Below are 23,697 nucleotides of genomic sequence, written 5' to 3' on the forward strand. Positions count from 1 at the left end.
ATTACAAAAAGGAGTGCCGCACAATGACCGCCGTTACCGTGACCACTGAGTTAACCGACAGCCAGGCAATGGCGCTGGCACAATTTGTTAAGCGCTTAACCTGGTCAGAAATGCGGGCCTGTGCCATCGACGATGATGAAACCTGGGTGATGAAAGATGCCATCCAGGCACTGCAGAAATCACTCGCTGACGCCGGCTTCAGTCCCCGCTGAAACCCACAGTGTAGTTCTTATGTATTACATAAGAACTACACTTCTGCCGAAAGCTGCCCGCCCTGTCCTGGCTACATCCAGCCTCCATCACTGATGGAATACATTTAAATTACATATGTATTCCCTTTGTATTTCAAATTAACGCATTTCTGTCATTCCGCATGCCTGATGTAACCAAACAGGCAGAGTGTTTCACCGCCATGCCTCTGGCAACTTTTCGCTTCCGGGCCGCGACCTGCCCGGCTTCACGGCAGAGCAGGGCGTTTTTTCTCCGACACTCCCTGCTCCAGACCAAAAATAGCCAGGTATCAGAACACGTATATTTCGATTTTTGTTACCTCGAAGAAACAACCCCGGCGAATTATTCCCGTGGCATAAGGGCTGCGGAGGTGTCAGAATAAGTATGAAAGTCGTGATTACGCTACGCGAATAATTTATAACTGGCAGGGGTATTACCCGACAGAATTTGCACAGCGAACCTGTGTAATACAAATGAATTACATTGCGACTGATACGTGACCCCCCCCGGGATACCGATGTTGCTGTTCCTGCCGGGCCGTGGTTTTGTTTTTGTTTTTGTTTTTATTCAGCAACCGGAGTGCAGAATGAAGGTTAACATCAGCTAGGAAAACCTGTTCGGCGACAAAATCAGAGAGATGCGGGAGCGGGATAAAGCGTTTTTACCCAAACCGGAATGGTTCTCCAGGATCGAGACAGACCTGGACACCTTTATGCAGACCTGTATGACGAAGTATCCCTTTACGTCCTTTGAGGCGATCCCCCGGGATGAGTCGGGCCTCACGTTTCCGGCTTTTGAGGACCTGCAGTTTTATCTGCCCCGGTCGCTTCGTCATCAGCCAGTGAGGATAGTTGAGGTCGACGGACTAGCCTTTCTCAGCGTTCTCGGTGACGGTGCATTCTGCATCGACCCGCGCCGGTGGCACAGGATCAAAACCTACATCGCGAAAGGTACTGTCAAATACCCGCAGGTTTCAGTCAGGGACTCTGGCGTATCGGATGGTCGCCATCGCACGTTGTTGCTGATGCAACTGTACAACCGCAGAACAATCCCGGTCGTCGTCCCTGAAAGCCATTATGAGACGTTTATGGCTGAGGCGAAAAACATGGGTGCGATTTAACTGACCTGAGAGGGTGTTTATGTATTGCATTAGAATTACATAAGTAATTCTAATGCAATACATAAACGAGAAGGGGGAGGGAAGAATGCTGATGATAGCGGGCGACAGCCCTGTCCCTGCGACGAACTATGAAACAGTCATCGCGCTGCGTGGTATGGCGCTGCTGCAGCCATATCTCCCTAAATATCTGCTGGCGCCCGAAGTTGCTGCATTATCTGCCGGATGAGCGCCAGCGTATGCTGTTTGCCACACTGTGGAACACCGGAGCCCGCATTACTGAATGCTCTGACCATCACACCGGAGGATTTGCAACTTGATGGTCCACGCCCCTGCATCCGGTTACGCACACTGAAACAACGCCAGCGGGGAAGGGGACGACCGTCAGCGGATGAAAAGATAGCCCGCATAGTGCCGCTGCTCGATGCCGCATATGTCGATCAGCTTCGCCGCTATCTGGCCACGTTCAGAACCGGCCGACGACGCCCCTTGTTTGCAGTCAGCAGGAAAACAGCCTGGCTGTGGATGCAACAGGCGATCGACAGAGCCCGGGAGGAGGGAATTGAATTTGCGCTCCCGGCCATCAATCCAAAGACGCTGCGGCACAGTTTTGCCATGCATCTGTTTTTCAACCACGTACCGCCGAAAGTCGTCCAGGCCTATATGGGGCATGAACGCTATGAAAGCACGGAGGTGTATCTGAAGGTTTTTGCGCTGGACGTGGCGCCACAGCTGGGTGTCACATTTTCACTGGATCACCGTGATTACAACCATCTTCTGACACGAAGATAGAATACTTATGTATTACATAAGTCATTCACTTATTATTCTGCCGCCAAAAAAAGGGTGGTGACCATTGCGTGCTGGCTAGTCAAAAATCGCACTACACTTGTAATTACGTTTGTAGTGCATGTATAATAACTGTACACGATATAATCGGGGTACTAGCAATGAGCACAATTCAGATCCGCGTTGATGACGAGCTGAAAAAAGAGGCCTATCAGGCTTTTGAAAAACTGAATCTGTCACCTTCAGACGCACTTCGTCTGTTCCTGCGGTATGTCGCTGAGAACGAAAAACTCCCCTTTGCTGAAGTCTCAGTGATGGTAAGCGATGATGATGAAGACGCTGATATTCTGGCAGTCGTTCGGGAAAGACTGAAAAATCCGGCCAGACGGATCAGGGTTAACGTTGATGACCTTTAATGTTGAATTTGACGAAAGGGCGTTTAAAGAATGGAATAAGCTCGAAAAGACGATCCGCGAGCAATTCAAAAAGAAGCTAAAAAAGCTTCAGCAAAACCCTTATGTGGAATCAGCCCGACTGCATGGTGATCTGGCTGGTTGCTTTAAAATAAAGCTGAGAGCATCTGGTTTTCGTTTGATTTACAAGGTTATCGATGACGAGATTGTTATATGGGTGGTCGCTGTAGGTAAACGGGAAGACGAAAAAGCCTATGAAACGGCCCGTAAGCGGCTTTTATAAAAGAATACAAGTGTATTGCATTTGTATTCAACATATCAGAAAAAATTTTCCAGGAAACTACAATGAACATGGATCACGAAAAACAAATTCAGCAAATGATTAAATTCGCTGATGATAGAGAAAAAATGCAGACTAAGAAAAGCCGTAGTGATAATTTATCTTGGTTACTTAAAACAGTATTTGCACTGTTAGTTGTATTTTCCGTGCTGTTTACATGTTATAAAATAATGAATGGTTTATACGCAACACCATCAAACTGGGTATTAGTTTTTACTTTTTTTGTTGTTATTGCTATCTCATTTTGTTTAAAATTTACCAAATCATAGTCAGTTCTTATGTCTTCCGTTTCATTCATGCGCAACCTGGACGTCCAGGTTGTTTTGAGCACAACATAAGGGATAGAACTATGAACAAGAAACCTCGTTATGCTGTCATGCCAGAAGGGAATAAAACCATCTATCGTGGGAATAGTCGCTTTGTTGCATGGACGTTCTGGCTGATTAACTGTCACCGTAAGGCTATCGCTTATGATTGCGGAATTTGGGTTGTGGAACCAGCCTACTGGATTCGCGTAGCTAAATATCCTTCCGGGATAGACGGGTAATTCCGTCCATTTCTGCTGGCTGTGCGGGATCTGCTCTAGTATACTTAGCGTACTCAGTCTGATGCCCTAATGAGGTTGTCATGTTTGATTTCTCAGGACAAATTCAGGATATTTTCAGTTTTTGTGCAAATGAACCATTAGTATCGTTCATTATTATTGGTTCAATGTATGTTGCTGGTTTAATGATGATTGGCATTATGTTCACCCGAACTGAAAAATCAGCAAGTACGCCAGACTCTAAAAAAACGTAATAGCTATAAAGCGACAATTACAGGAAAGATTTGTTAATGAGAAAAAATGATTTTATAAGGATAGGCATTGCTTTCATCATTACCTCCGCTTTAATCGTTTTTATTAATTTAGCCTCAAATTTTGAAGTGGATAATCAACTTGATGGAATGTCCTTTACATTGCCAATGATTTTTGGACTTCTGGGTTTGATCATGACTATCTACGGAGTTTTTACTAAGAGGAATTAGGACTACCCTAAGCCCACTCTAATACCTTCCAGTAATTGAAGATCTCCAGGATTTGTTGACCAGTAACGAAAACCGTGAGTCTGTTCAGAACTTGCTTCTGGGCAGGCGAGGGGTTGGACAAGCCCGGCGGGCGCGTCAGCCTGTCACATTCAGGTATGGTTCAGCGCTTCCTGTTCGGCCAGGCGCTGTTTCAGCAGAAGGATGTCGTCAGAAGAGGTGTCGTTCATAAGCCCGTATTTTACCAGACTTATTCTGCGACAACCAGGATAAAGAGAGCTACAACATGGTCAGGGACGTCAGTAACCGCTTTGGTTGTCGCCAGTCGATACCTTCCATCAGCATCGCCAGTTGCGCCGGCGTCAGGAACACTTTGCCATTGCGGGCTGATGGCCAGGCGAAACGACCACGCTCCAGTCGCTTTGTCAGCAGGCACAGCCCGTCACCGGTGGACCACAGCAGTTTGACCTGACTGCCGCCACGTCCCCGGAAGATGAAGACGTGGCCGGACATCGGATCATCTTTCAGCGCCGTCTGCACTTTTGCGGCGAGACCATTGAAGCCATTGCGCATGTCGGTGATCCCGGCAACCAGCCATATTTTTGTGCCGGCGGGAAGATTTATCATAAAGGCCCCCGCATCAACTCGCGCAGGACAGTACTCATGAGCTCAACTGAGGGAGAGATCAGCGTTATTTCCCCGCCACGACATGTTATATGGCAGGCAGTCTGAGGCGAACAGGATGGTGGTTCGAACGTTGAGGAGGAAGGCTCTGCCCGAAGCTGCACAGGTATCAGGGCAGGAAGCGACGATGCATTTTTTCGGGGCCGGCAGACCCGCCCTTCACGCTGCCAGAGCCTTATCCATTTAAAGAGCAGGTTGTCATTGACGTCATGTTTCCGGGCCAGTGCGGCAATGCTGCCTTCCTGTTCAAGGGCCAGCCTGACCAGTTCCATTTTAAATTCAGGGGAATAGTGTTTCCGGGGAAGTCGTTCTTTGGCGCGCATGAGGTGTCCACCTGCAAAATAAGTGGGTGCTTAAGTTACAGGATCCTGAATTCGGGACCAGACGGTACTCAGACGACGCTTACCTGCCTACTCTTGTTGACTCGAAATCACCGTCAGCAGGGAACTGGCGTTGCACGAGTGGCCTCTGTAGTCAATGCGAGTTCACCGCAACGTTACGATCCAGCCGGTTGCTGACCACCTCCACAGGAAATGGTGTATAAGTGGAGAAAAATCCGGGTTCAGAGGGGCTGAACCCGAATTGTCTCTTACTGAAAGGATCGTTCAAGTCTTCTTAAACGATAGGCATCAGGGAATGTTCCCCGGTCTTGTTGTCCGGTGCATCAGAATGATGCTTTGATGCCCAGCATGGCTGATGTATCACTGTACCCCTTGTCACCCGCCTGCTGTGTCACATTGCCCCACACGGTAAGATGCGGTGTTATCTGACCTTCCACGCCCAGTTTCACTTCTCCGGCGTTTTTCGTCCCGCTCAGGCTGTTGCTGGTATTATCCATCCTCACCCGTGTATCGCTGGTGTTGTGCAGCCAGTTTGCCTCCACGAACGGCTGGAAAGTCCGGCCTTTATTATCATCCAGGGCATTGTGGCCGCTGATGTACGCCTTCATTCCCAGTCGGGTCTGCAGGTTTCCGCTGCTGTTATCCGCCACCCGGGTGCCGTTCTTCTCGCGATGGTCGTCAGCCTGCACATTCATCCACACCGCCTGCGCCTGCGGCTGCAGCCAGTAGCTGTTACGGCCGCTTTCACCCAGCTTCAGGCTGTAACCGGCTTCCACCGATGCGGTCACGCCGCGGGATTTATAGTTCTCCGTGGCCTGGCCCTGACCTGACACCGTGTTGTCAAACCAGTTATACAGCACCCAGCTGTCAACATAGATGCCTGTTTTATCTGCCTCATTTGCATACCAGGTTCCATACAGTCCGGCGCTGTAGCCATCGACCTGTCCGCGCGAGGTATAACCTGTCAGCCCCGACTCGCTGCGACTCCTGCTGTTGGCATAACCCCCCATCAAGCCAATGTGCCAGCGATCCAGACCGTCTGTGCTCCATTGGGCCAGATTGCCACCCAGTTGCAGCACATAGCGGTTGCTTTGCGTACCGATCTGACCACTGCCGTCTTTAAAACGGGTGTGCCCTCCGGCATTACGCATCCACATACTGGTGACTTTTTTCTCTCCGGTCAGCACGTCAGTATACTGCGTCTCACCGAGGCGATCATGCAGACGGGTCATAAACAACGTGTTTGCAGCCTGACTGTTAGCAAGATAACTACCCGCTTCCGGGCGCAGTTGTGCTTTACCGCCTGGTGTCCAGGATTCTTCCGGTTCCACGGTTTCTGTCATGCTGGTCAGGTACCAGTTGCGCTGCGCTGCGCCCTCACCACGCACCAGAGAATAATCGTACGCTCCGGCGACGATACGTCCGTCCTGAATGAAATCACCATCTGAGCGCCCTCCCACATTGATCAACTCAATCCCTTCCAGGGTCTGTGCACCGGTTCCCCCTGCATTGTTTACGCTGACACGGGTGGTGCCCGTGGTATTCCCTGCCACGGTCATATGATCCGTGGCGGAAGCATCGTCATTCAGCACTGTATTAAAGAGCAGATGTCCCTCATTGCCCACATAATCACCGTTCACCACCAGTTGATTCCCTGCCTGAGCAGTACCGGAAACCCGGGCAAGACGGACCAGCCCGCTGTTCGTCAGGCTGCCGTTAATCGTCAGCCTGTCTGTTTCTGCTGCGGCAAAGGTACTCATCAGCGTCCGTTGCGTGGCGGCTTCCAGCGGGGATGCCCCCACCTGCAGGATCCCCTGGTTACCGACACTACCCAAGACAGTACCGTTACCCGCCAGGGCGCCCTCTGCATAGACGTTGACCTGTGAGGACGCCAGCGTGGCGGAATTATCTCCGGCGCCAAACGTCAGGCCGCCCTGGCGGATGTCGGTGGTTCCGCTGTACAGTGTGCTGTTTACACCCAGTGCCACCGTACCGGTGCCCTCTTTGAGGAGATCACCGGTACCCGTAATGCGGTTACCAAGTTGCCAGTCCTCACCGGTGGTGAGAGTCAGCAGCCCTTCGTTTTCGACGGCGGCATCCCCCAGATGCCCCGCAGTGGATGCCATCAGGTTACTCTCGGCATCGACCATGAAAATCCCGCTGAAATCGCTGTTATTACCGGCAAGTTTTACCAGACTGGCATGCAGCGCCAGCGTGCCGGTATTACTCAGGCTGTTAACCATCACGCCCTCCGCATCCGCTACGTTGACCAGCCCTGCCAGATCCAGTGAGCCGGTCCCCAGCCCCTGAACCGCATTCAGGTTTACCGTGGCGCCCTCTGCGACGGTGACGGCTGCGCTCAGCGAATCGTTGGCCCCGTCCACCTCCAGTGTTCCAGCGTTCAGGGCAAGCGCGCCGCTTCCCGTCAGGTCTCCGTTGATCTGTCCACCCTGACTGATATCCAGACTGCCGTCGTCAAGATCGATCCGCGCGTCTTCCGCGATGTCCACCCGCTCCACCGTCTGGCTGTGTCCGTTCATCTCAAGACCGGTACCCTGCGCCATCTGCAGCAGGGCCGTATTTCCCAGTACATTATCGTTCCGCATCAGCAGTGTTCCGCTGCGGATATCAGTGATACCTGTGTAATCATTCTCCAGATTAGACAATGACAATGTGTTCATTGCGCCGGTGTCGATGGCCAGGTCCCCGGCACCAGTCAGCCGGGCGCTCAGATCTGCAGCATTGCCGGTACGGCTCTCGCTGTTCAGCACCAGTGCCTCACCGTCCTGATTCAGAAGCTCCACCTGCGTCAGGCCATAGTTTATATAAAGCCCGTCATTGTTGTTCCCTCCGGTCAGTCGGTAATCCCAGGTGCCCTGCGCCACGATGTTACCGTTCTGACTGATACGGGTTATAACACCTCCGTTGCTGATTTCATTACCGTTACCATCGTTCAGCTTCAGGTTGCCACCACTACCGGTGACGCTACCTTCGCTGGAAATCAGTTGTACAAGGATGTTGCCGTCATCCTGTGACAGCAGGGGAATGGTGCCCTCAGGTACCGGCGAGTAGTCTATAGCGGTATAGGCGAAGTTAGTCTGAACGGTACCGCTGCCGGAAAGATCCAGTTCTTCGGTTGTGTGAACCTTGCTCCAGGTGGTGGTCTGACCCGGAGTCATACTGCCCATATGTATCTTACCGCCGTCAAAAGCGAGCCCGCCAATGGTCTGTTGTCCGTATTCAACAGTCACCTCACTGCCGCTGCCGAGTTTAAGCAGCGTGTTTTTCAGGGCATTCGTATTAGTACCAGCCAGATAAAACAGGGTGTCCTTCAGGGCCAGCACGCCACTGAAGTAATCCGTCAGCGAAGAGGAGGCAAAATCAAACCGGTTACCGGCGGTGTCGACTGATAGTGTACCATGGCCATTCAGGCGATTGATAAACCGCCAGTCCTGTGCGGTATCAATCGCCAGCGTGCCGCCGGACAGGGTGACATCGTTTGTGCCGATATTGTTCTGTGCAGAAATCACCAGAGTGGCAGGGGTATCAATGCTAATGTTGCCTTGCAAGCCCGAGTTATCACCGGTCAGTGCAGATATGCCGTTCCGGGCGTTCACCGTACCTGAACCGCTGATATCGGCATCCAGCGTAAAGTCAGTACTGGTGTGATTCAGCGTGAGCACACCAGTACCGGCTCCGAATTTAATCTCAGGTGCGTCAATTGCACCGGCAGTGACTGCAGTGTCACCGTCCCGTGCACCGACGGCCAGTTCGCCGACGGCGCCGGTATTGCTGGCAACAATTATTCTTTGCGCCTGTAAAGCACCGGAATCAGACGCAACTAAAGTTCCTTTACCCGCCAGACCTGCAGTGATGAACTGACCTGCGGACACAACAGAGCCCTCCCCCGTGACTTTTAAAATGCTGTCAAAAGGGAGTGTTGAACTCTGGTTTCCCACGGTAATATCGTTCTCTGCACGGGTTAAACCACCACCAGATGTCGTCAGAAAACCTTCCCCATATGTACCCACTATGATGCGGTGTCCGGAACGTAATTCACTTCCTGTGCCATCAACAAGTACAGTTCCTCTTGCCGGCTCGTTGTTGGATGTATCATTGCGAGCGCCGAGCCAGATGCCTTCTTTTTCACTGGTGCTTAATAATTTCCCGCCATTCGTTATAGATACATACCCCTGTCCACTGTATGCTCCAATCTGCAGCGAGGCGGTATTATAACTTCCAGACTGCGAGAAAATGACTGTGCTACCCTCTCCGGAAATATTCAGGAAACCGGTACCACTCTTTGTCGTTGCTCCCGTTGCGCCATTTCCAGAACCACCTATATCAAAAGGATTAGAGTAGGATGCTGTTGTATTGACAAGAAGAGTACCACCATTTATCACATCTACAACCCCGGTAGAGCCACCTCGCCCGACACTTAAAAGACCAGTTGAAAATTCACCGCCACTAGTTATTATTAACCGGCCATCAGTTATATATCCTACACTGGTTGATGAAGTATCGGTCCATTGCGTCTCAACTATCATTTCCTGGTTGTTATCAATTGGTATTGCAAAGGCTACACCACTGAATAAAGCTGCCAGAACGGAAATTGCAACCGGACTCAATGATGTACCGACAGATAATTTATCTCTATCTTGAATTTGATTTTTCATTAATTTCCCATATCATACTTTCATGTTTAATAAAAAATAATGTGCTTTACCAAAGAGATGCAATATAATTTCAGGATTTCCCAGAACAGGGTACTTCTATACTTTGTGCCATGCTCACTTTTACATCATATTACTATCATAAGAAGTGTCTGACACAAACAAAACTACAGTCCAGCGGGGAGCTTTACAAGGACTGGCAATATAATTGCCATGCCCCCTCCCTTTGAAATACAATAATAAATATCTCACCCCTGATGGCGTCGCCCTCGGTAAATATAAAAACATTTAACGTGAAGTTACCATTGTTAATAAGTGGTTAGAGCATCAAAATACATACTGATATTTAAGTTTAGACCTTTTCGCATGTAGAACCCCCTAGAAAATAATTTAACGCCATGTATCACTACTTGACTTGGCAGATGGTATAACTCTTTCTCTGCACATAACTGCGCTGAGTGATTAATATACATTATTCGTTTTTTTTTCAAAAAATCACATTAGCTATGCTTTTAAAATTATTTTCTATAATTCTCTTAAATCAAACAAAATTAGAACATAAATGACAATTCCATACAAATAAGCGTAATTAATCTCTTCATACCTTTCTTTTTTGTAAAAAAAAACAAACCACTATGTTAATTTTAAGAAAATTATACTTTACGATTAATTACAAAGTATTTCCGAAAGGTCTAATGATAAATCATATGTCATGATAATTATTCTCATCTTATCAGAATTACCAGTCTCGTTTAATGCGGTAACGGTGAACATATACAGAACAAGGGATTCTGAGTGAAAAGAGGCAACATTATCCTGTCTTCTGTCGGACAGAGCGGGAGGAGGTATTAGACGTCAACTAGTTTTGCCGGTGGTTATCAGATGAGTGATCATCTCACGCTTACAGGCTGGCAGGAAGTAACACAACATATGGTGTTCCGCTTCTCCAGAAAAGCAGCGGATAGAGCCGCTACATCTCGTGTTTTCGTGGTGTACAGCACCGGGGCGCTTCTGAAAGATCCGGAACTGAGGGTTATCGGCTCTTTTACTGAAGCTGATTTTTTATTCATCTCTTACTTCGAACAATTCTTCAATCGATTTTGTCGGGTAGAAAAGCGAATTACAATTTTCTTCCTTTAACTGTATAAAACCCAGTTGAAGGTAGAATTTTTTGGCGTTGTCGTTCAGCGCTTCCACGAACATTCCGTGTATACCCACAGCTTGCGAGGCCTGATACACGATTTTCATAGCATGGGTAACAAGTGTTTCTCCATATCCCTGATGATGAATGCTTTTATCAAGTGCCAGACGACCCAAAGTCACGCTCGGCACGTTTTTGTAGAGCACTCGCCTTTGTTGTGTCTTACTGGGAAGCAGCGTTTTCTCAAAGCAACTGCCAGACAACGTGTAGTACCCCATAACACGTGGTTTATCCTCTCTCGTCACGAGCAGATAGCCGCGTAAAATCTTACTGTTGTGCTGGCGCTTCAGATGAGCAGTGAGAAAAGTATTCAGATACTCTTCTCCACAATCGAAGTTGCTTAATTCATATTCAACTTCCTCAGAAAAAATCTCAATCCTTAAACCGTCCATTTGTTACTCCAGTTCCTGGAGACGTTTAGCGGCTCGTTTCAGTCGGTCATTCGGTGCCGGCGGATTAGTGATTGCTTCCATAACCAGGTTCCAGGACTCCTCATTGAGGAGCAGGCGACGGTGCTGGTCAATAACTTCTGCAGCGCGTTCTGAAGCAGTACTGACCATGAACTGTGAAATTGACTGGTTAGTCATTGCTGCAGCCTCTTCGATCATGTGTTTGTCGTCTTCATTTAATCTCAGATCTATGCGCTGCTTCTTCAGTGCTGACATGGTTTTTCTCCCTGACCACTCTTACTTCTGAAAGGGCGGACAGTTTTGTTGGGGCCGGGCCTTAAGGCGATATCATTTATCCAGGTCTGTAGTAATATTCCGATAATATGTACGGAAGTATGCCGTACAAGCATAATAGGATTATGGTATGCAGGTTTCAACCACAAGTTGTTACTAAACCCGAGTACAGCACGTAAAGGTATAGTGAGAAGACCCACGACGTTAATCTGAGCAGGCTCAGACTATCCTGATCATAACTACGTAACCGCCATATTATAGCTTCTGCGAGAAATTCAGGTACGACATACTTTACATTGAGGGCTGAACACATCAGTGCTCGCCGCAGTCCGGTGACCGGGCTTTAGCCCGCGAACCGGCGAGGAAGCGCAAGAGAACAGAAGTTGACGGGAGCAGTTACGCGCAGCTGCAAGGATAAAAGACGATCATTGTAGAATAGTCTGAATTACCTTTCTGTTCAGCAGGTTATCCACATATACAGTTCTTCGATCCAGTAATTAGATCCTTAAAGCGATCCCTGGAAGATCAAAAGAAGATCCCGACACCTCTGAAGGCCGCGTCAGGACTGAGCCAGGAGTATGATCAGATAAGCTGTAGCAGGTTAATCATAAGCTGTAACTGGTATACAATAAGCTGTATTATGCTGAGGATATGCTGTAATGAGCCAGTGATATAAACTACAGTGAGTATATCCTCTGAAAGTTCATCAAGGTTGTGTATAAACTGAAGCCAGTTGCCTGACGCTTTACAGGCCATAACATGATAACAGTGGCTGTTTTTATTCTTAAACTATCCACCGATTGGAGGCGCTCTGGACAAGGACAATCTGGACATAAAAAAACTGTTTGAAGAGGTGGATAAATCCTCCGGCGAAATAGTTAACCTTACGCCTAACGGCAGCAACACGGTACAGCCTGTGGCGCTGATGCGGCTTGGTGTTTTTGTTCCCACACTCAAGTCACTAAAAAACAGTAAAAAAAATACGCTTTCCCGTACAGATGCGACGGAAGAGCTGACGCGCCTTTCTCTTGCCAGAGCTGAAGGCTTTGATAAGGTCGAGATCACCGGCCCACGGCTTGATATGGATAACGATTTCAAGACCTGGGTCGGGATCGTTCATTCCTTTGCCCGACATAAGGTTATCGGGGATAAAGTGGAACTTCCGTTCGTCGAGTTCGCTAAACTGTGTGGTATCCCTTCAAGCCAGTCGTCCCGCAAACTTCGGGAGCGTATCAGCCCCTCGCTCAAACGTATCGCGGGTACCGTGATCTCGTTTTCCCGCACGACTGAAAAACACACCAAAGAATACATCACGCATCTGGTGCAGTCGGCCTACTATGATACGGAGAAGGATGTCGTCCAGTTACAGGCCGATCCGCGCCTGTTTGAACTCTATCAGTTTGACCGGAAAGTGTTGCTGCAGCTCAAGGCCATCAATGCTCTGAAGCGCCGTGAGTCCGCCCAGGCACTTTATACCTTTATAGAGAGTCTGCCGCGGGATCCTGCGCCCATATCGCTGGCACGTCTGCGGGCCCGCCTGAACCTGAAATCCCCTGTATTCTCGCAGAACCAGACGGTGAGGCGTGCCATGGAGCAACTCCGGGAGATTGGCTATCTGAATTACACTGAAATCCAGCGGGGACGCACCAAACTCTTCTGTATTCACTACCGGCGGCCCAAGTTAAAACCACCTCATGATGAGAGTGCGGAGAACCCTCAACTACCCGCTGCACCGGGTGATGTCAGTCCGGAGATGACTGAGAAACTGGCGCTGCTTGAAAAACTTGGCATCACACTTGATGACCTGGAAAAGCTCTTCAAATCCCGCTGAACATAAGCTGTAGTGAGTTAACCGTCATTGTTTACTTACTACAGCTTATATTACTGCTTCTGGCGAGTGTTCTGCTCACTACAAATTATATAAGCCGTGATGAGTACTGTCCGTTCCGGAGACGCCTTTTTCCTGATCAACAAACCCCCGCTGTTATATTTCTGTTGCTGCCGGAACGCTGCAAACTCGTCGTACCAGAATCCCACAAATCATAATCTGCTCACTACAGCTTATTTCATGGTGGAGTCACTCACTACAGCTTATATTAACTGTAGTGAGTGACGTTGTCACTTAAGAGGGGGAAGTGTACGGAGGACTTGCGCGGCATCATACCCGTCACCGGTGAACGGTACAGCCAGCGTGGCCGCCATATCCAGGGCAAATACCCGCGTATACACTTCCATTGAACGCGGATCCTTGTGACCGGCCAGCGCCTGAATGACCTTCTTCGGCTGCCGGTGATAAAGCATGTGCATGATATAGCTGTGCCGGAACGTGTGCGGTGTCACCGGAATTGAAAAGTGCACTCCGTCAGCTTCGGCCCGTTTCACTGCCTGCTTCAGCCAGTTTCGCATGGTTTCATCTGTGACGGCCCACAGTGGTTCACGCCGGCGGGGACGGGTGGTGACCATCCAGCTTTCCATCTGCCTGACATAGCTTATATCTGTCAGCGGGACCAGACGGACTTCATCTTTTGGTGGGCGCCCGCGTCGTGCGCGGACTTTTTCAGACAGCACCCGCACAAAGGGTCGCAGGCCATCGAGATCAAATGACTCCGGGGTCAGCATCCGGGCTTCTCCGATACGGATGCCGGTGTTCCACATGGTGGCGAACAGCATGTGATGCCGCTGGTCGGGCATATAGAAGAGGAGGGCGCTCACTTCAGGCGCCAGCAGGTAGGCCGGGGTGGCCCCGGTGGACGTGGCCATGCGACGCAGTGCCACGGCGGTCGCAAAATCAACGCCCGGGGCGATCGGCAATAACGAAACGCGTTCTGGTGAATTCTGCAGGGGAATGATGTTGTTCATCGGTTATTTTTCACGTAGCGCACGCACTGGTTATGGATACAGCTATTCTGGCCTGAAACAGCAGATCCAGCCACGACAATAAATCGCAGCACGCGGATCCTTTTATTTGCTTATCCCACATTATTGCGGGTAAAACCAAATACGTAAAGGATCCTTTTATAGCTTATAACCACACTGAAGCCAGTTATGACGCGGGCTGAGGGCTGGTTTACCGTTTTTGGGAGAAATGGGGTAATGCCAGGACAAACGGGATCCGGGAAAAAAGTGATGAAACGGGAAAGAGAAAGTTGCGCTACGTGAAATCTGACCTGGTACACCCCTGTAACCCTGTCAGATTTCGCGCAGCGCGATCCGGGGCTGTTATTACCAGTTCAGATGACAACCAGTATCCTGATGCTGGCTGAGTATACGGATAATAATTATATCGGTGTCAGTTTGCAGAAAATAAATAATATGTTGCTCGAAAGTCAGGGCATTGATATGTTCACCCAGTTCAGGACGAGGAGTTACTGTGTTGTTTTCACCCAGAATGCGGAAAATATCAGAGATGTGATTAATATATTTATCAGCCTGATCTTCACCGAAAAAGTGATAACCATAGAACCAGATATCTTCCAGATATTGGCTGGCACTGGGTGTGATTTTAACAGTTTTCACCGGCAGCCCTCGTACCTGCTTTAACTTTTTTGAGGAACGCATCTTTTTCCCATTCCACGGATTCACCGCTGCTCAGACCTTCCGCCAGCAAATCACGCAGTGCCTGAAGGCGCGACTCGGCCTGCTTTTCCCGAAGGAGACGAAGAGATTCTCGGATGACTTCACTCTGAGTCCTGTAATCTCCTGACTTTATTAAAGATTCTATGAATTCACGAAGTTCATCACCGAGATCGACGGTCATTGTTCTGGCCATATCCAGACTCCAGTGTTGTAAGTATAAATCTTACATTCAGTTTATAAGACAACCTGAATACCGTCCAGTATTGTGATTTGGGAGAATTGAGGTAATGCCAGGACGAACAGGATCGAACCAAAAGGGAGGGTAGCAGAGAAGGATAGGGTGCGCTACGTGAATTCTGAACTGTTGCATCCCTGTAATCAGGATAGTTTTCACGTAGCGCAATCTTTTTATTTTTTAAGGTAACGATCAATATCCGGGTTATCGTTATAATATATATAAATTGAATTAGTGTTGTGATCAGTCCTGCAGGATGTAAATCTATAGTGCAAGAATGTATTGTTCCGGTTACGAATAAGGAACTCTAATATTATTGATCTGAAAAAATTATAGCAGATTAATATATTTCTCAGTCTGCTCTTCACCAGACTAGTGGCTTCTTATCCGTAATACCAAATGTTCTCCAGGTCCTGGCTGGCTTCAGGTGTCAGTTTAACTGTTTCACCGGCAGCCCTTATCACTGCTTTAATCTTTTTTTCAGGAATACGTCTTTTCTTTAATCCACGGGGCTCGTCACTACTCAGTAAAACACGAAGAGTCTGGAGGCGAGACTCTGCCTGTTTTTCGCGCAGAAGGCGAGATAATGCCTGTTTCTCTCGCAGAAGTCCAGATACTGCCTTTTTTTTACGCAAAAGGTGAGATACAGTCTGTTTTTCACGCAGGAGGCGAAGTGACTCCCGGATTACTTCACTCTGAGTGCTATAATTATCTGATTTTATCAGGGATTCTATAAATCCCCAGAGTTCATCATCGAGATATACTGTCATAGTTCTGATCATTTTCTGGTTCCTGATATATAAGTAATAATTTTATCTTGATATTGTTAAACAGTGTAAAAAAACTGTCTGATGCTTTTATTTAAAAAATCCTTATTCAATATTTTCCTCCCCGGCCAACTCTTCCCAGGGGGCGATGATAAATTCATTTTTCATCCATGGTGTCAGATTATGTGAAAAATCAACCATTTCATTAGTGATGAAATTAATTATATAATATACACCTAGTTTTTTTGCAATATTACTTCCATCCTTAAAGGTTTTAACCTGCTGTCCCTTTTCCTGAAGAGCAAGGTTCAGTCGATTTAATGCAGTAGTTTTAGAAATTTTTTTAATCTTGTACATTTATCTTACCTAAAGATATTATTGATAGTAATTCAACTTTTGTGTTTTTCTGAGTACGTTTTATAGTGTTTAACTCTTAACAGAAAAGCTAATTTCATTTCATTTGGCATATTCCCGCTAAATGCCATAATGGAAACACCTTTGTGCTCAAGTTCCATTGATATATATGATTTTGCGAGGAAATCCACAGGGCATTCTTTTTGATATATCATATTTATCCACCATTTCATTCATAATTTTAAAATATAAACTGACTTCATATCCGGAATTATATGATTTCGTAATGCTTCTATATATGTTCATTGAAAAAATGAGTCAAAATAAAACATCGATATCATGACATAGTATGATTGTCTATTTTTTACCAAATAATTATCAAGGCTATCTTCATCTTTACTCTTATCATGTACATGTCTTGTCGTTTCATTTTTACATCCATTTTATCAGCGGATGATTAAAAGTGATATTTATCTAATTTAACCCCTGGTTTAAAATTAGAAAAGACAATATCCTTATAGCATAATACTTTTTTCGCATTGCATTTAATGGCACAGGTTAAAGCACTTGTTGCCTGACTGAATAATATTGGAGCATTAACAGATTTTGAAACTGTTGATGTAATACCCATATATATATAATTACTATTATTATAGTGTAAGTTGTTTTTTACTTTTTTATTAGTCCGATCAAAAAAGTTCACAATAGTTTCTTTTAACTGAAACGAATCTTTTTTAGAAATTACCATTGCATACTTGTCTTTATTTACTCTATACCATTTTTCTTCATGGTGTTCAATCAATAACAAAGATAATGCTTTGATGTATTCCATAAATTCAACTGTTCGAGTGGAATTATTAAGTAAAGCCGACTTAACTAAAACCAGACTTACAGGTGTATTTTTATCAGAAGCATCAATTTTTATCTGTAAATATTTAAGAAAGGTATCCTTATCAGTGATGAACATTTTCTTAATCCTGTATATATATCGTTTGAACGTATATTGTGCTCTTGTTTTCAAGTGAGACTATTATTCACTCCAATCAGATGACTTGAAACATTTATCTGAAAAATAGAAAAACAAAGAATAATATTCTTTATAATAATTTGTTTTGTTTTGTTTATGCTGGGTAATAAAGGTAAAAGCAGAGATGACAGCAGTAAGGAGAAAACACCTAACGCTCAGAGGCCTGATTATGGCCTCTGCAAGAGTTAAGGTAAGTTAATTTTTTGTAACTGTGCAGCTAAATATAGGAGAGAAAACATTTCCAATAATTAACACATTGTTGCTAATTTTGTTGATTTTGATATTTATATCCGTTGTTTCTCCTCCGAATAAAAAATTACTGACAACATTATCTTTATCATTATCGTTTGTACTTTTCACTATAGAGTTTAGTGTAAGAATATACCTTCCTTTTTTCGTATCTAATGCCCTGTAGCTGTAATCATACTCTCTGTTTATTGTGTATGCTCCCTGATTATTCCGTATGATACCATGTACAATTGTGTGTATCTTTTTATCGGAAAAGAAATTAACTGAGATACTTGTTGTTATGTTTATATTTTCTCCATTTATGTTTTTCTGATAAGTATTGTTACCTTTACAGCTGAAGTCTAAGTTCCTTTCCATGGATAACATGAATAAAACAATTGCCGAGACTATTAAAATAGACTGTAAAATAATGTAACTATAAAACAATATTTTCCTTTTCATTTTAAATCACCAGATATACTGTTGTAGAAGCTATGGCAGCCTGGAATATTTGTTATGTCTCCAATACACTTAAGGATAAACTTTTGGTAACCGGAGTTTATGATGTTACTTCGGAAAAAATAATAGATTACATTTTGTTGGCACTGTTCATCTGTATATGGCTGGAAATGTTTTAAAAGAGATTTTAGTTCCGAAGAAGATAACACATCATCATTATTAATTATATTAAACTGGCAATTCCCTTTTTCGAAGGTATTGCTTATCTCAGTTACAGGTATTGATTCTTTAGTGATTTTAGTTTTATTATAATTTAACAAGTAGTAGCAAATATATGATGAAATAGCGAATGTAAAAAACATTACAATCATTTTTGATTTATTAATGTGTTTAGGTATATCTGACGTGATGGTATCACTGCAGTATTTTTCAATATCTTTTGTTATTGTCAAATTTTTCGTTATCATAAATCCTGTTCTCGGAATTGTTATGATGACATCTTCATCTATACCAAGTGATTTGATGTTTTTCCTGAGTGAAGATATATATTGATTAAGATTGTTGTGTGTTGTATGTGAGCCGTTGATGTCAAAAACGTTGATAAAAATTTCAGTCCTTGAAACAACATCTCCTTGATGCTTCAAAAGCAGGCTTAATAAATTACATGATGTAAATGATAAAGTAATACAATCATCAGTTTCTATATTTTTTAGTTTTCTTTGATCTTCATTAAACTCAATAATATTATTAATTAAAATTATTTCCATGATTAGTTCTCATTTAGTACTATCGGATAATTATAGCATGAATATAATTATCCGATATATTGTTTATCATAGTTTAGTAAGCATGTTATAGATTGTAACTTATTTGTTTTCATTGTGTTTCAATAAGGTTTTTACAAGGTTACCTTTGATAATAAGTTGTCCTTAAAAACTCTTATTCTACTAGTATAGTAAGTTCTGAAAAAATAATGCCGATTTTAATTTCTTGTAATTAAAGTGATATCAACACTTTTATTAAAATAGAGAACATGGATGGTGTTATGTATATAACTTTAATTGTTGTTCGGTTTTGTTGAATAAATCGAACTTTTGCCAAACGGCAGGATCAGATCACGCATCATCCTGATAATACAGGCAGTACCGTGGCAAAGCAGAAATTCAAAATCACCAACTGGAAGACCTACAGCAAAGCCCTCATCACGAGGCAGACCTCTGCGTTATTCAGACCTTGCCATCACGACCGTTCTGGTTGTTAAGCGCGTTTTCAGGGTGACCCTGCGGGCCGCACGGGGCTTTATTGATTTTCCATTTTTGCCCTGATGGGCATTCATTTGCGCTGCCCGGATTACACCAGTGTCAGCAAACAAGCGAAGTCGGTTGATGTCAGCTTTAAAACACCCAGCCGGGGCGAAATAGCGTATCTTGTAATTGATTCCACAGGCCTGAAAGTCTTCGGTGAAGGTGAGTGGAAAGTGAAAAAGCACGGCAAGGAACGACATCGCATCTGGCGAAAATTGTATCTGGCCGTTGATGCCAAAACACATGAAATTATCTGCGCAGACCTGTCGCTGAACAACGTGACAGATGCAGAAACCTTCCCGGGTCTTATCCGACAGACACACCGGAAAATAAAGTCTGCGGCGGCAGACGGAGCTTACGATACATGGTTATGCCACGACGAACTGCGTCGCAAGAAAATCGGTGCACTTATCCCTCCCCGGAAAGGCGCGGGTTACTGACCAGGTGAATAGTTAGCCGGAAAACCGCGCCTTATATCCCCGCTCTGAAGGACGGGGTTTTACGGCGCACATGATAATCGTCGCTCAATAGCCAAAACGGTAATGTACAGGGTAAAGCAGTTGTTCGGCGGTTCACTGACGCTACGGGACTACGACGTCCAGGTTGCAGAGGCTTTGGTCATGGTACGTGCGCTGAACCAAATGACGAAGGCGGGTATGCCTTATTCAACAAAGCCTGTCAGAAGCCACCTTCTACAACTGCTAACCTGAACACCGTGCCCCAGAATCTTCTGATATTAAACTACTGATTCATAAATACTTCCCTGCCATTTCTCGCATTTACAGATTACAAGAAAAGGAGAATAATTCTTCTCAGAATAACTGTGAATATTGCATATGCTACTTAAGTTAGTGTATATATGGCATATGCCAATAAGGAGCGTTTATGCCAAGACCCAAAATTCCTCGTAACATATGTGGTCGTCCCTCAGATACTTGTTTTAAGCCAAATGCGCGACCAATGAGTCAGCTTGAACAAGTTCATTTAAAAGAAGATGAATTTGAAGCGTTACGACTGGTCGATTTTATGAGGATGCAGCAGCAGGAAGCTGCTGCTGTAATGGGGGTTTCAAGGCAAACTCTGGCCAATATCCTGAAAACAGCCCGTTTTAAAGTTGTGGACTGTCTCACTCAGGGAAAAGCTTTAATAATTAACACTGAAAGTAAAGGAGTTATACGAGATGATCACAGCAATTCCGATGAATGACAACCGGGTAGCAAATCATTTTAGCAAAGCAAGTTATCTTGTAATTATGGATGAGCGCGGTGTAGAACTCAACAGGATGGTAAATCCAGCTCTGGGCGCAGATTGTTCAGGTAAACGAAATCTGATTGACCTTCTGGTTCAACAACGTGTTAGTCGCGTTATAGTTCGTAACATTGGAGAACAGATGCTTGGAAAATTGTTAAGGCATCAGATCGCTGTTTACCAGACTAATTGTGGGCGCCGTTTGTTAACAGAAATGAGTGATCCGAGCACAAGTGATCTGATTGAACTAAATAAACCAGAACAGGGGCGTCAGTCCTTTAATCATGAAGCCAAAGGAAAGAAATGCTGCAATTCTGAAGGAAACACTACAAAAAATTGTTGCTCGCAGACTCATCATGGAAACGGACGTTGTTGTCATTCATAATGGGAGCTGAAAGCCCGTGTTATGTGATGACTGCTATTGTTCATCTCGATGATGCCTGCCCTGAGGGCCAGTTCTCCCAGCCGGTCACTGGATGATCAGGTTCGTTATCTATCTGTACGTAGAAACCCGGGTATATCACAACAATTGACTGCTCCCTGCCCTAAAGGGCGAGGCTTTACGCGCATCAACGGGTAAAGGTAATCGCCCTGTGCTATCATTGCCGACTTTAGTGTGTAGAATAGCCAATCAAATCATCCAGACTTATCCTTCAATATCCTACCCTGCTCACAAAAACTGGTGATATAAAAGCTGGTACAAAAATATCAATCGTCAATTTTATCTTACTTTTCATTAAGATAAAATTACTTTGCGGATAATGGTTTCTCAACTTAGCGAAAAACGCCGTAAACCCTCGCCCAATGCGGGCGGGGATATAAGTCGTCTGACTCCATCAGGAATTGTTCCCCTGCCTGCTGTTTCCTGCAACAGCCGTGATATCAGAGAGTTCTGTACATAATCCTGCAAGTGTATAGTTTTTTTTATCCAGGATATCAGCACACTGAATTAATTTATTGATAAGTAAGATATCTATATGCTCCATTCTGCGCAAACATTTCATCCGTTGTCCGGTGGCTGACTGCAGCAGCAACATCCAGCGATCACTGATTTCCCCCGGGCTGGTCAGAACAAATATGTACCGGCCATGTGGGGGCATATATCTCAGACATACTGGCCATATTCCACCATACTCACAATAGTTCTCCGAAGACAGTAACCAACCTTCCGGCAACAACAACTCATTCATCACCGATTGTGTAAGAACCTGACGTGAAGACCAGCCATCCTGACGAAACTTTTCAAAATCATCAGCTTTCATAGCAACCAGCGTCGCCAATGTCAGTCCTGCAGTCATAAATAACCTCCATTTTCTGAACTGAATTCCGTGAGGTAAGTAGTTGCCTGTTGCACATTTATTGTTTCCACTTCAGGAGGGAGTTTTCCTTCCTGGTTGTTTACACAGTAGTAAGATCCTTATCTGATGTGACCGCGACAGTTTCATGACTTACTTTTCCGTATAAATATTGTTGCTGAGACATACGATGGGTTTATGAAAGATGGTGAAATCATTCGGGCCTTCTCGCAAAATACATCAATAAACGACCTCACACCATGAGATAAAAATCAAGATTACTGTTTAAGATACATACACAATACCAGGCATTAACATATCCTGGATTCCTGGTCAATAAATCCGCGTTATGTTTTTATCAGGATACTGATTTGTAGCTTACATTCCAGTGGAAAACCATAAAAAAGCAAAAACATTATTTTCTTAAAGGTGTGGAGGACACTTTTATTAAGTACTTTTGGACTTTATGGGTAATTAATAATGATGTTCGTCACAATTTTATAAAATATTTTTGTTCGTTTTGTGTTTTGTTTATGAATATTTTGTGAAGTTATTGGGGAATATTCTTATTTTTTGGCGAGTTATTTTTGAATCCTCCCACGAAACACATAAGTGTATTTTTATAAAAAGAAGCGAATTAATGTTTGTCATTCTCTTGTCGCGATGACACCTTATTATTTCATTAGTTTTTCTAACTATTTTATCAGGCATGTTTAGATGGATAATTTTACATGATATTTTATAACAGAGTTTTAATCCCTGTGGTAGGGTAAGTTTTTGTAATTTTTCTGAAATTTGGTTATTTTTTTTAGATTTTTCTTTACGTTAGCAGAAGAACGAAAATTCTTAATGAATGTTTTTTTTGATTAACCCTATGAATATATTAACCTTCCTTGCATAGGCAGAAACGATCGATGCAAAACACCTGATAGATAAAAGTTATCATTTTCTCTGTTTTTGGAAGTTTAAAACGATTGATAATCGTTTTTTGGAATGTTTAAATGCCCTGAACTTAAATGGAACTTAACTATATTTATCCCGGAAATGACTTGCCGGGGCAAAACGGGAGATGCGCCTACCATGAATTACCATTTTATCTCTGATGACAGTTTCTTTCTTCTTGGTGTTCAGAAGTTAATTAATAGTCATGGTGGATCATTTTTTTTTCACAACTTAAGCAATAAAGAACAGACATTATTTATTCCACATCCAGGAGATGTGGTGGTCATTGCTATCAATAATGTACACTTACGTAGCCGTCTGTTACGTAGCCGTCTGCTACGTAGGCGGTCGCTGGCACGGAGCAGGTTGATAATTATGCTTGATATACCGCTCACCCCTGTACATTTGGAGCATTTTCCATGGTTATTACCCAAAAATATCAGTACAGAGGCTTTTTCTGCCGTGATACAGAAAGCAGAACGGTCAAGTGTTTTTCGAGCTGAAGTCCCACGAGAAACGCTATCTCTCTTTGAGAATCTCTGTAGTGGGAAATCTGTAACCAACCTGTCAGAAAGTGATAATAAACCGCTGAAATATATCTATAGAGTAAAAAGGAATGTTTTCATAAAATACGGGCTATTGAAAAGCAATTCCGCTGGGATATTATTATGTAGAGATATGTTGAGTATTAAGACCCCCGTCTGATTTTTAACCTTGCTCACAGGTATTCACTGTTAGTTCCATGATTTTTCAGGAACGAATTTTAT

At 44.7% G+C, this 23,697-nt stretch carries 25 protein-coding genes and 4 pseudogenes; 13 read left to right on the plus strand and 16 right to left on the minus strand.

The genetic code is table 11. The features are described from left to right. Positions 1-23 precede the first annotated feature (23 nt). The 8 genes and pseudogenes from I6L53_RS23170 (at position 24) to I6L53_RS23205 (ending at position 3,688) form a co-directional block, all read left to right on the plus strand. Positions 24-212, plus strand: a complete 189-nt coding sequence (locus tag I6L53_RS23170; protein WP_042325747.1) for a DUF7706 family protein — start codon at positions 24-26, stop codon at positions 210-212. A 743-nt stretch (positions 213-955) separates the two neighbouring features. Continuing rightward, positions 956-1,351 (plus strand): hypothetical protein, encoded by a 396-nt coding sequence (locus tag I6L53_RS23175; protein ID WP_052425434.1) that lies wholly within the window; start codon positions 956-958, stop codon positions 1,349-1,351. An 85-nt stretch (positions 1,352-1,436) separates the two neighbouring features. Next, a pseudogene (locus tag I6L53_RS23180) lies at positions 1,437-2,140 on the plus strand (tyrosine-type recombinase/integrase). 158 nt (positions 2,141-2,298) lie between these two features. Next, on the plus strand, positions 2,299-2,553 hold the full coding sequence (locus I6L53_RS23185) for a type II toxin-antitoxin system RelB/DinJ family antitoxin (RefSeq protein WP_042325750.1): 255 nt from the start codon (positions 2,299-2,301) through the stop codon (positions 2,551-2,553). Next, positions 2,543-2,833 carry a type II toxin-antitoxin system RelE family toxin gene (locus tag I6L53_RS23190; protein ID WP_000143805.1) on the plus strand — a complete coding sequence of 97 codons (291 nt, stop codon included), beginning with the start codon at positions 2,543-2,545 and terminating at the stop codon, positions 2,831-2,833. Before I6L53_RS23185 ends, I6L53_RS23190 begins: the two co-directional genes overlap by 11 nt. A gap of 62 nt (positions 2,834-2,895) precedes the next feature. Continuing rightward, positions 2,896-3,159, plus strand: a complete 264-nt coding sequence (locus I6L53_RS23195; RefSeq protein ID WP_042325752.1) for a hypothetical protein — start codon at positions 2,896-2,898, stop codon at positions 3,157-3,159. An 80-nt stretch (positions 3,160-3,239) separates the two neighbouring features. Then, positions 3,240-3,437, plus strand: a complete 198-nt coding sequence (locus tag I6L53_RS23200; protein WP_042325754.1) for a hypothetical protein — start codon at positions 3,240-3,242, stop codon at positions 3,435-3,437. Between the two features lie 80 nt (positions 3,438-3,517). Then, the gene (locus tag I6L53_RS23205; RefSeq protein ID WP_156970478.1) at positions 3,518-3,688 is read left to right on the plus strand and encodes a hypothetical protein; all 171 of its coding nucleotides are present in this window, start codon (positions 3,518-3,520) and stop codon (positions 3,686-3,688) included. Between the two features lie 383 nt (positions 3,689-4,071). Here the strand turns inward: I6L53_RS23205 and I6L53_RS23870 are convergent. The 7 genes and pseudogenes from I6L53_RS23870 to I6L53_RS23230 form a co-directional block, all read right to left on the minus strand. Next, a pseudogene (locus I6L53_RS23870) lies at positions 4,072-4,143 on the minus strand (hypothetical protein); the annotation flags it as partial. Between the two features lie 49 nt (positions 4,144-4,192). Further along, entirely contained in the window at positions 4,193-4,540 is a 348-nt protein-coding gene (tnpB, locus tag I6L53_RS23210; RefSeq protein ID WP_042325758.1) for an IS66 family insertion sequence element accessory protein TnpB, read from the minus strand. Further along, positions 4,537-4,920: an IS66-like element accessory protein TnpA gene (tnpA, locus tag I6L53_RS23875; RefSeq protein WP_042325760.1), complete on the minus strand. Its 384-nt coding sequence runs from the start codon at positions 4,918-4,920 to the stop codon at positions 4,537-4,539. The genes tnpB and tnpA overlap by 4 nt, the downstream gene beginning before the upstream one ends. Positions 4,921-5,261: 341 nt before the next feature. Next, a complete protein-coding gene (locus I6L53_RS23220) occupies positions 5,262-8,831 on the minus strand; it encodes an autotransporter outer membrane beta-barrel domain-containing protein (RefSeq protein ID WP_232231117.1) in 3,570 nt (1,189 codons plus the stop codon). 147 nt (positions 8,832-8,978) lie between these two features. Then, positions 8,979-9,614, minus strand: a pseudogene (locus I6L53_RS23880) (hypothetical protein); the annotation flags it as partial. Positions 9,615-10,673: 1,059 nt separating this feature from the next. Continuing rightward, positions 10,674-11,204 (minus strand): GNAT family N-acetyltransferase, encoded by a 531-nt coding sequence (locus tag I6L53_RS23225; protein ID WP_042325762.1) that lies wholly within the window; start codon positions 11,202-11,204, stop codon positions 10,674-10,676. A gap of 3 nt (positions 11,205-11,207) precedes the next feature. Continuing rightward, a complete protein-coding gene (locus tag I6L53_RS23230) occupies positions 11,208-11,477 on the minus strand; it encodes a type II toxin-antitoxin system TacA family antitoxin (protein WP_001275015.1) in 270 nt (89 codons plus the stop codon). 859 nt (positions 11,478-12,336) lie between these two features. On the opposite strand from I6L53_RS23230, the gene I6L53_RS23235 reads away from it, so the two are divergent. Further along, the gene (locus tag I6L53_RS23235; RefSeq protein WP_084196684.1) at positions 12,337-13,326 is read left to right on the plus strand and encodes a RepB family plasmid replication initiator protein; all 990 of its coding nucleotides are present in this window, start codon (positions 12,337-12,339) and stop codon (positions 13,324-13,326) included. Between the two features lie 287 nt (positions 13,327-13,613). Here the strand turns inward: I6L53_RS23235 and I6L53_RS23240 are convergent, their stop codons facing one another. From I6L53_RS23240 to I6L53_RS23275, 8 genes are all read right to left on the minus strand, one after another. Continuing rightward, entirely contained in the window at positions 13,614-14,354 is a 741-nt protein-coding gene (locus I6L53_RS23240; protein ID WP_042325766.1) for a tyrosine-type recombinase/integrase, read from the minus strand. A gap of 363 nt (positions 14,355-14,717) precedes the next feature. Further along, complete coding sequence (locus I6L53_RS23245) at positions 14,718-15,011, minus strand: type II toxin-antitoxin system RelE/ParE family toxin (RefSeq protein WP_042325767.1); 294 nt, start codon at positions 15,009-15,011, stop codon at positions 14,718-14,720. Then, positions 14,998-15,264, minus strand: coding sequence for a type II toxin-antitoxin system ParD family antitoxin (locus I6L53_RS23250; RefSeq protein WP_042325769.1), 267 nt, complete (start codon positions 15,262-15,264; stop codon positions 14,998-15,000). The genes I6L53_RS23245 and I6L53_RS23250 overlap by 14 nt, the downstream gene beginning before the upstream one ends. A 425-nt stretch (positions 15,265-15,689) precedes the next feature. Continuing rightward, the gene (locus tag I6L53_RS23885; protein WP_042325771.1) at positions 15,690-16,088 is read right to left on the minus strand and encodes a ribbon-helix-helix domain-containing protein; all 399 of its coding nucleotides are present in this window, start codon (positions 16,086-16,088) and stop codon (positions 15,690-15,692) included. 90 nt (positions 16,089-16,178) lie between these two features. Further along, complete coding sequence (locus tag I6L53_RS23260; RefSeq protein ID WP_042325774.1) at positions 16,179-16,430, minus strand: hypothetical protein; 252 nt, start codon at positions 16,428-16,430, stop codon at positions 16,179-16,181. 454 nt (positions 16,431-16,884) lie between these two features. Beyond that, positions 16,885-17,394, minus strand: coding sequence for a hypothetical protein (locus tag I6L53_RS23265; protein ID WP_042325776.1), 510 nt, complete (start codon positions 17,392-17,394; stop codon positions 16,885-16,887). 255 nt (positions 17,395-17,649) lie between these two features. Then, the gene (locus I6L53_RS23270; protein ID WP_042325778.1) at positions 17,650-18,144 is read right to left on the minus strand and encodes a FidL-like protein; all 495 of its coding nucleotides are present in this window, start codon (positions 18,142-18,144) and stop codon (positions 17,650-17,652) included. Beyond that, positions 18,141-18,908 (minus strand): winged helix-turn-helix domain-containing protein, encoded by a 768-nt coding sequence (locus I6L53_RS23275; protein ID WP_052425430.1) that lies wholly within the window; start codon positions 18,906-18,908, stop codon positions 18,141-18,143. Before I6L53_RS23275 ends, I6L53_RS23270 begins: the two co-directional genes overlap by 4 nt. A 380-nt stretch (positions 18,909-19,288) precedes the next feature. Between I6L53_RS23275 and I6L53_RS23280 the strand changes: the two are divergent. The 3 genes and pseudogenes from I6L53_RS23280 (at position 19,289) to I6L53_RS23290 (ending at position 21,078) form a co-directional block, all read left to right on the plus strand. After that, a pseudogene (locus I6L53_RS23280) lies at positions 19,289-20,155 on the plus strand (IS5 family transposase). 175 nt (positions 20,156-20,330) lie between these two features. Continuing rightward, positions 20,331-20,651, plus strand: coding sequence for a DUF134 domain-containing protein (locus I6L53_RS23285; RefSeq protein ID WP_042325782.1), 321 nt, complete (start codon positions 20,331-20,333; stop codon positions 20,649-20,651). Beyond that, positions 20,626-21,078 (plus strand): NifB/NifX family molybdenum-iron cluster-binding protein, encoded by a 453-nt coding sequence (locus I6L53_RS23290; protein ID WP_072015782.1) that lies wholly within the window; start codon positions 20,626-20,628, stop codon positions 21,076-21,078. The genes I6L53_RS23285 and I6L53_RS23290 overlap by 26 nt, the downstream gene beginning before the upstream one ends. A gap of 451 nt (positions 21,079-21,529) precedes the next feature. Here the strand turns inward: I6L53_RS23290 and psiB are convergent, their stop codons facing one another. Then, the gene (psiB, locus tag I6L53_RS23295) at positions 21,530-21,991 is read right to left on the minus strand and encodes a conjugation system SOS inhibitor PsiB (RefSeq protein WP_042325783.1); all 462 of its coding nucleotides are present in this window, start codon (positions 21,989-21,991) and stop codon (positions 21,530-21,532) included. 1,077 nt (positions 21,992-23,068) lie between these two features. On the opposite strand from psiB, the gene I6L53_RS23300 reads away from it, so the two are divergent. Beyond that, positions 23,069-23,635, plus strand: coding sequence for a hypothetical protein (locus tag I6L53_RS23300; protein ID WP_156970479.1), 567 nt, complete (start codon positions 23,069-23,071; stop codon positions 23,633-23,635). The last annotated feature ends 62 nt before the right edge of the window (positions 23,636-23,697 follow it).

This window comes from Citrobacter farmeri (genome assembly GCF_019048065.1).
Taxonomy (GTDB): domain Bacteria; phylum Pseudomonadota; class Gammaproteobacteria; order Enterobacterales; family Enterobacteriaceae; genus Citrobacter_A; species Citrobacter_A farmeri.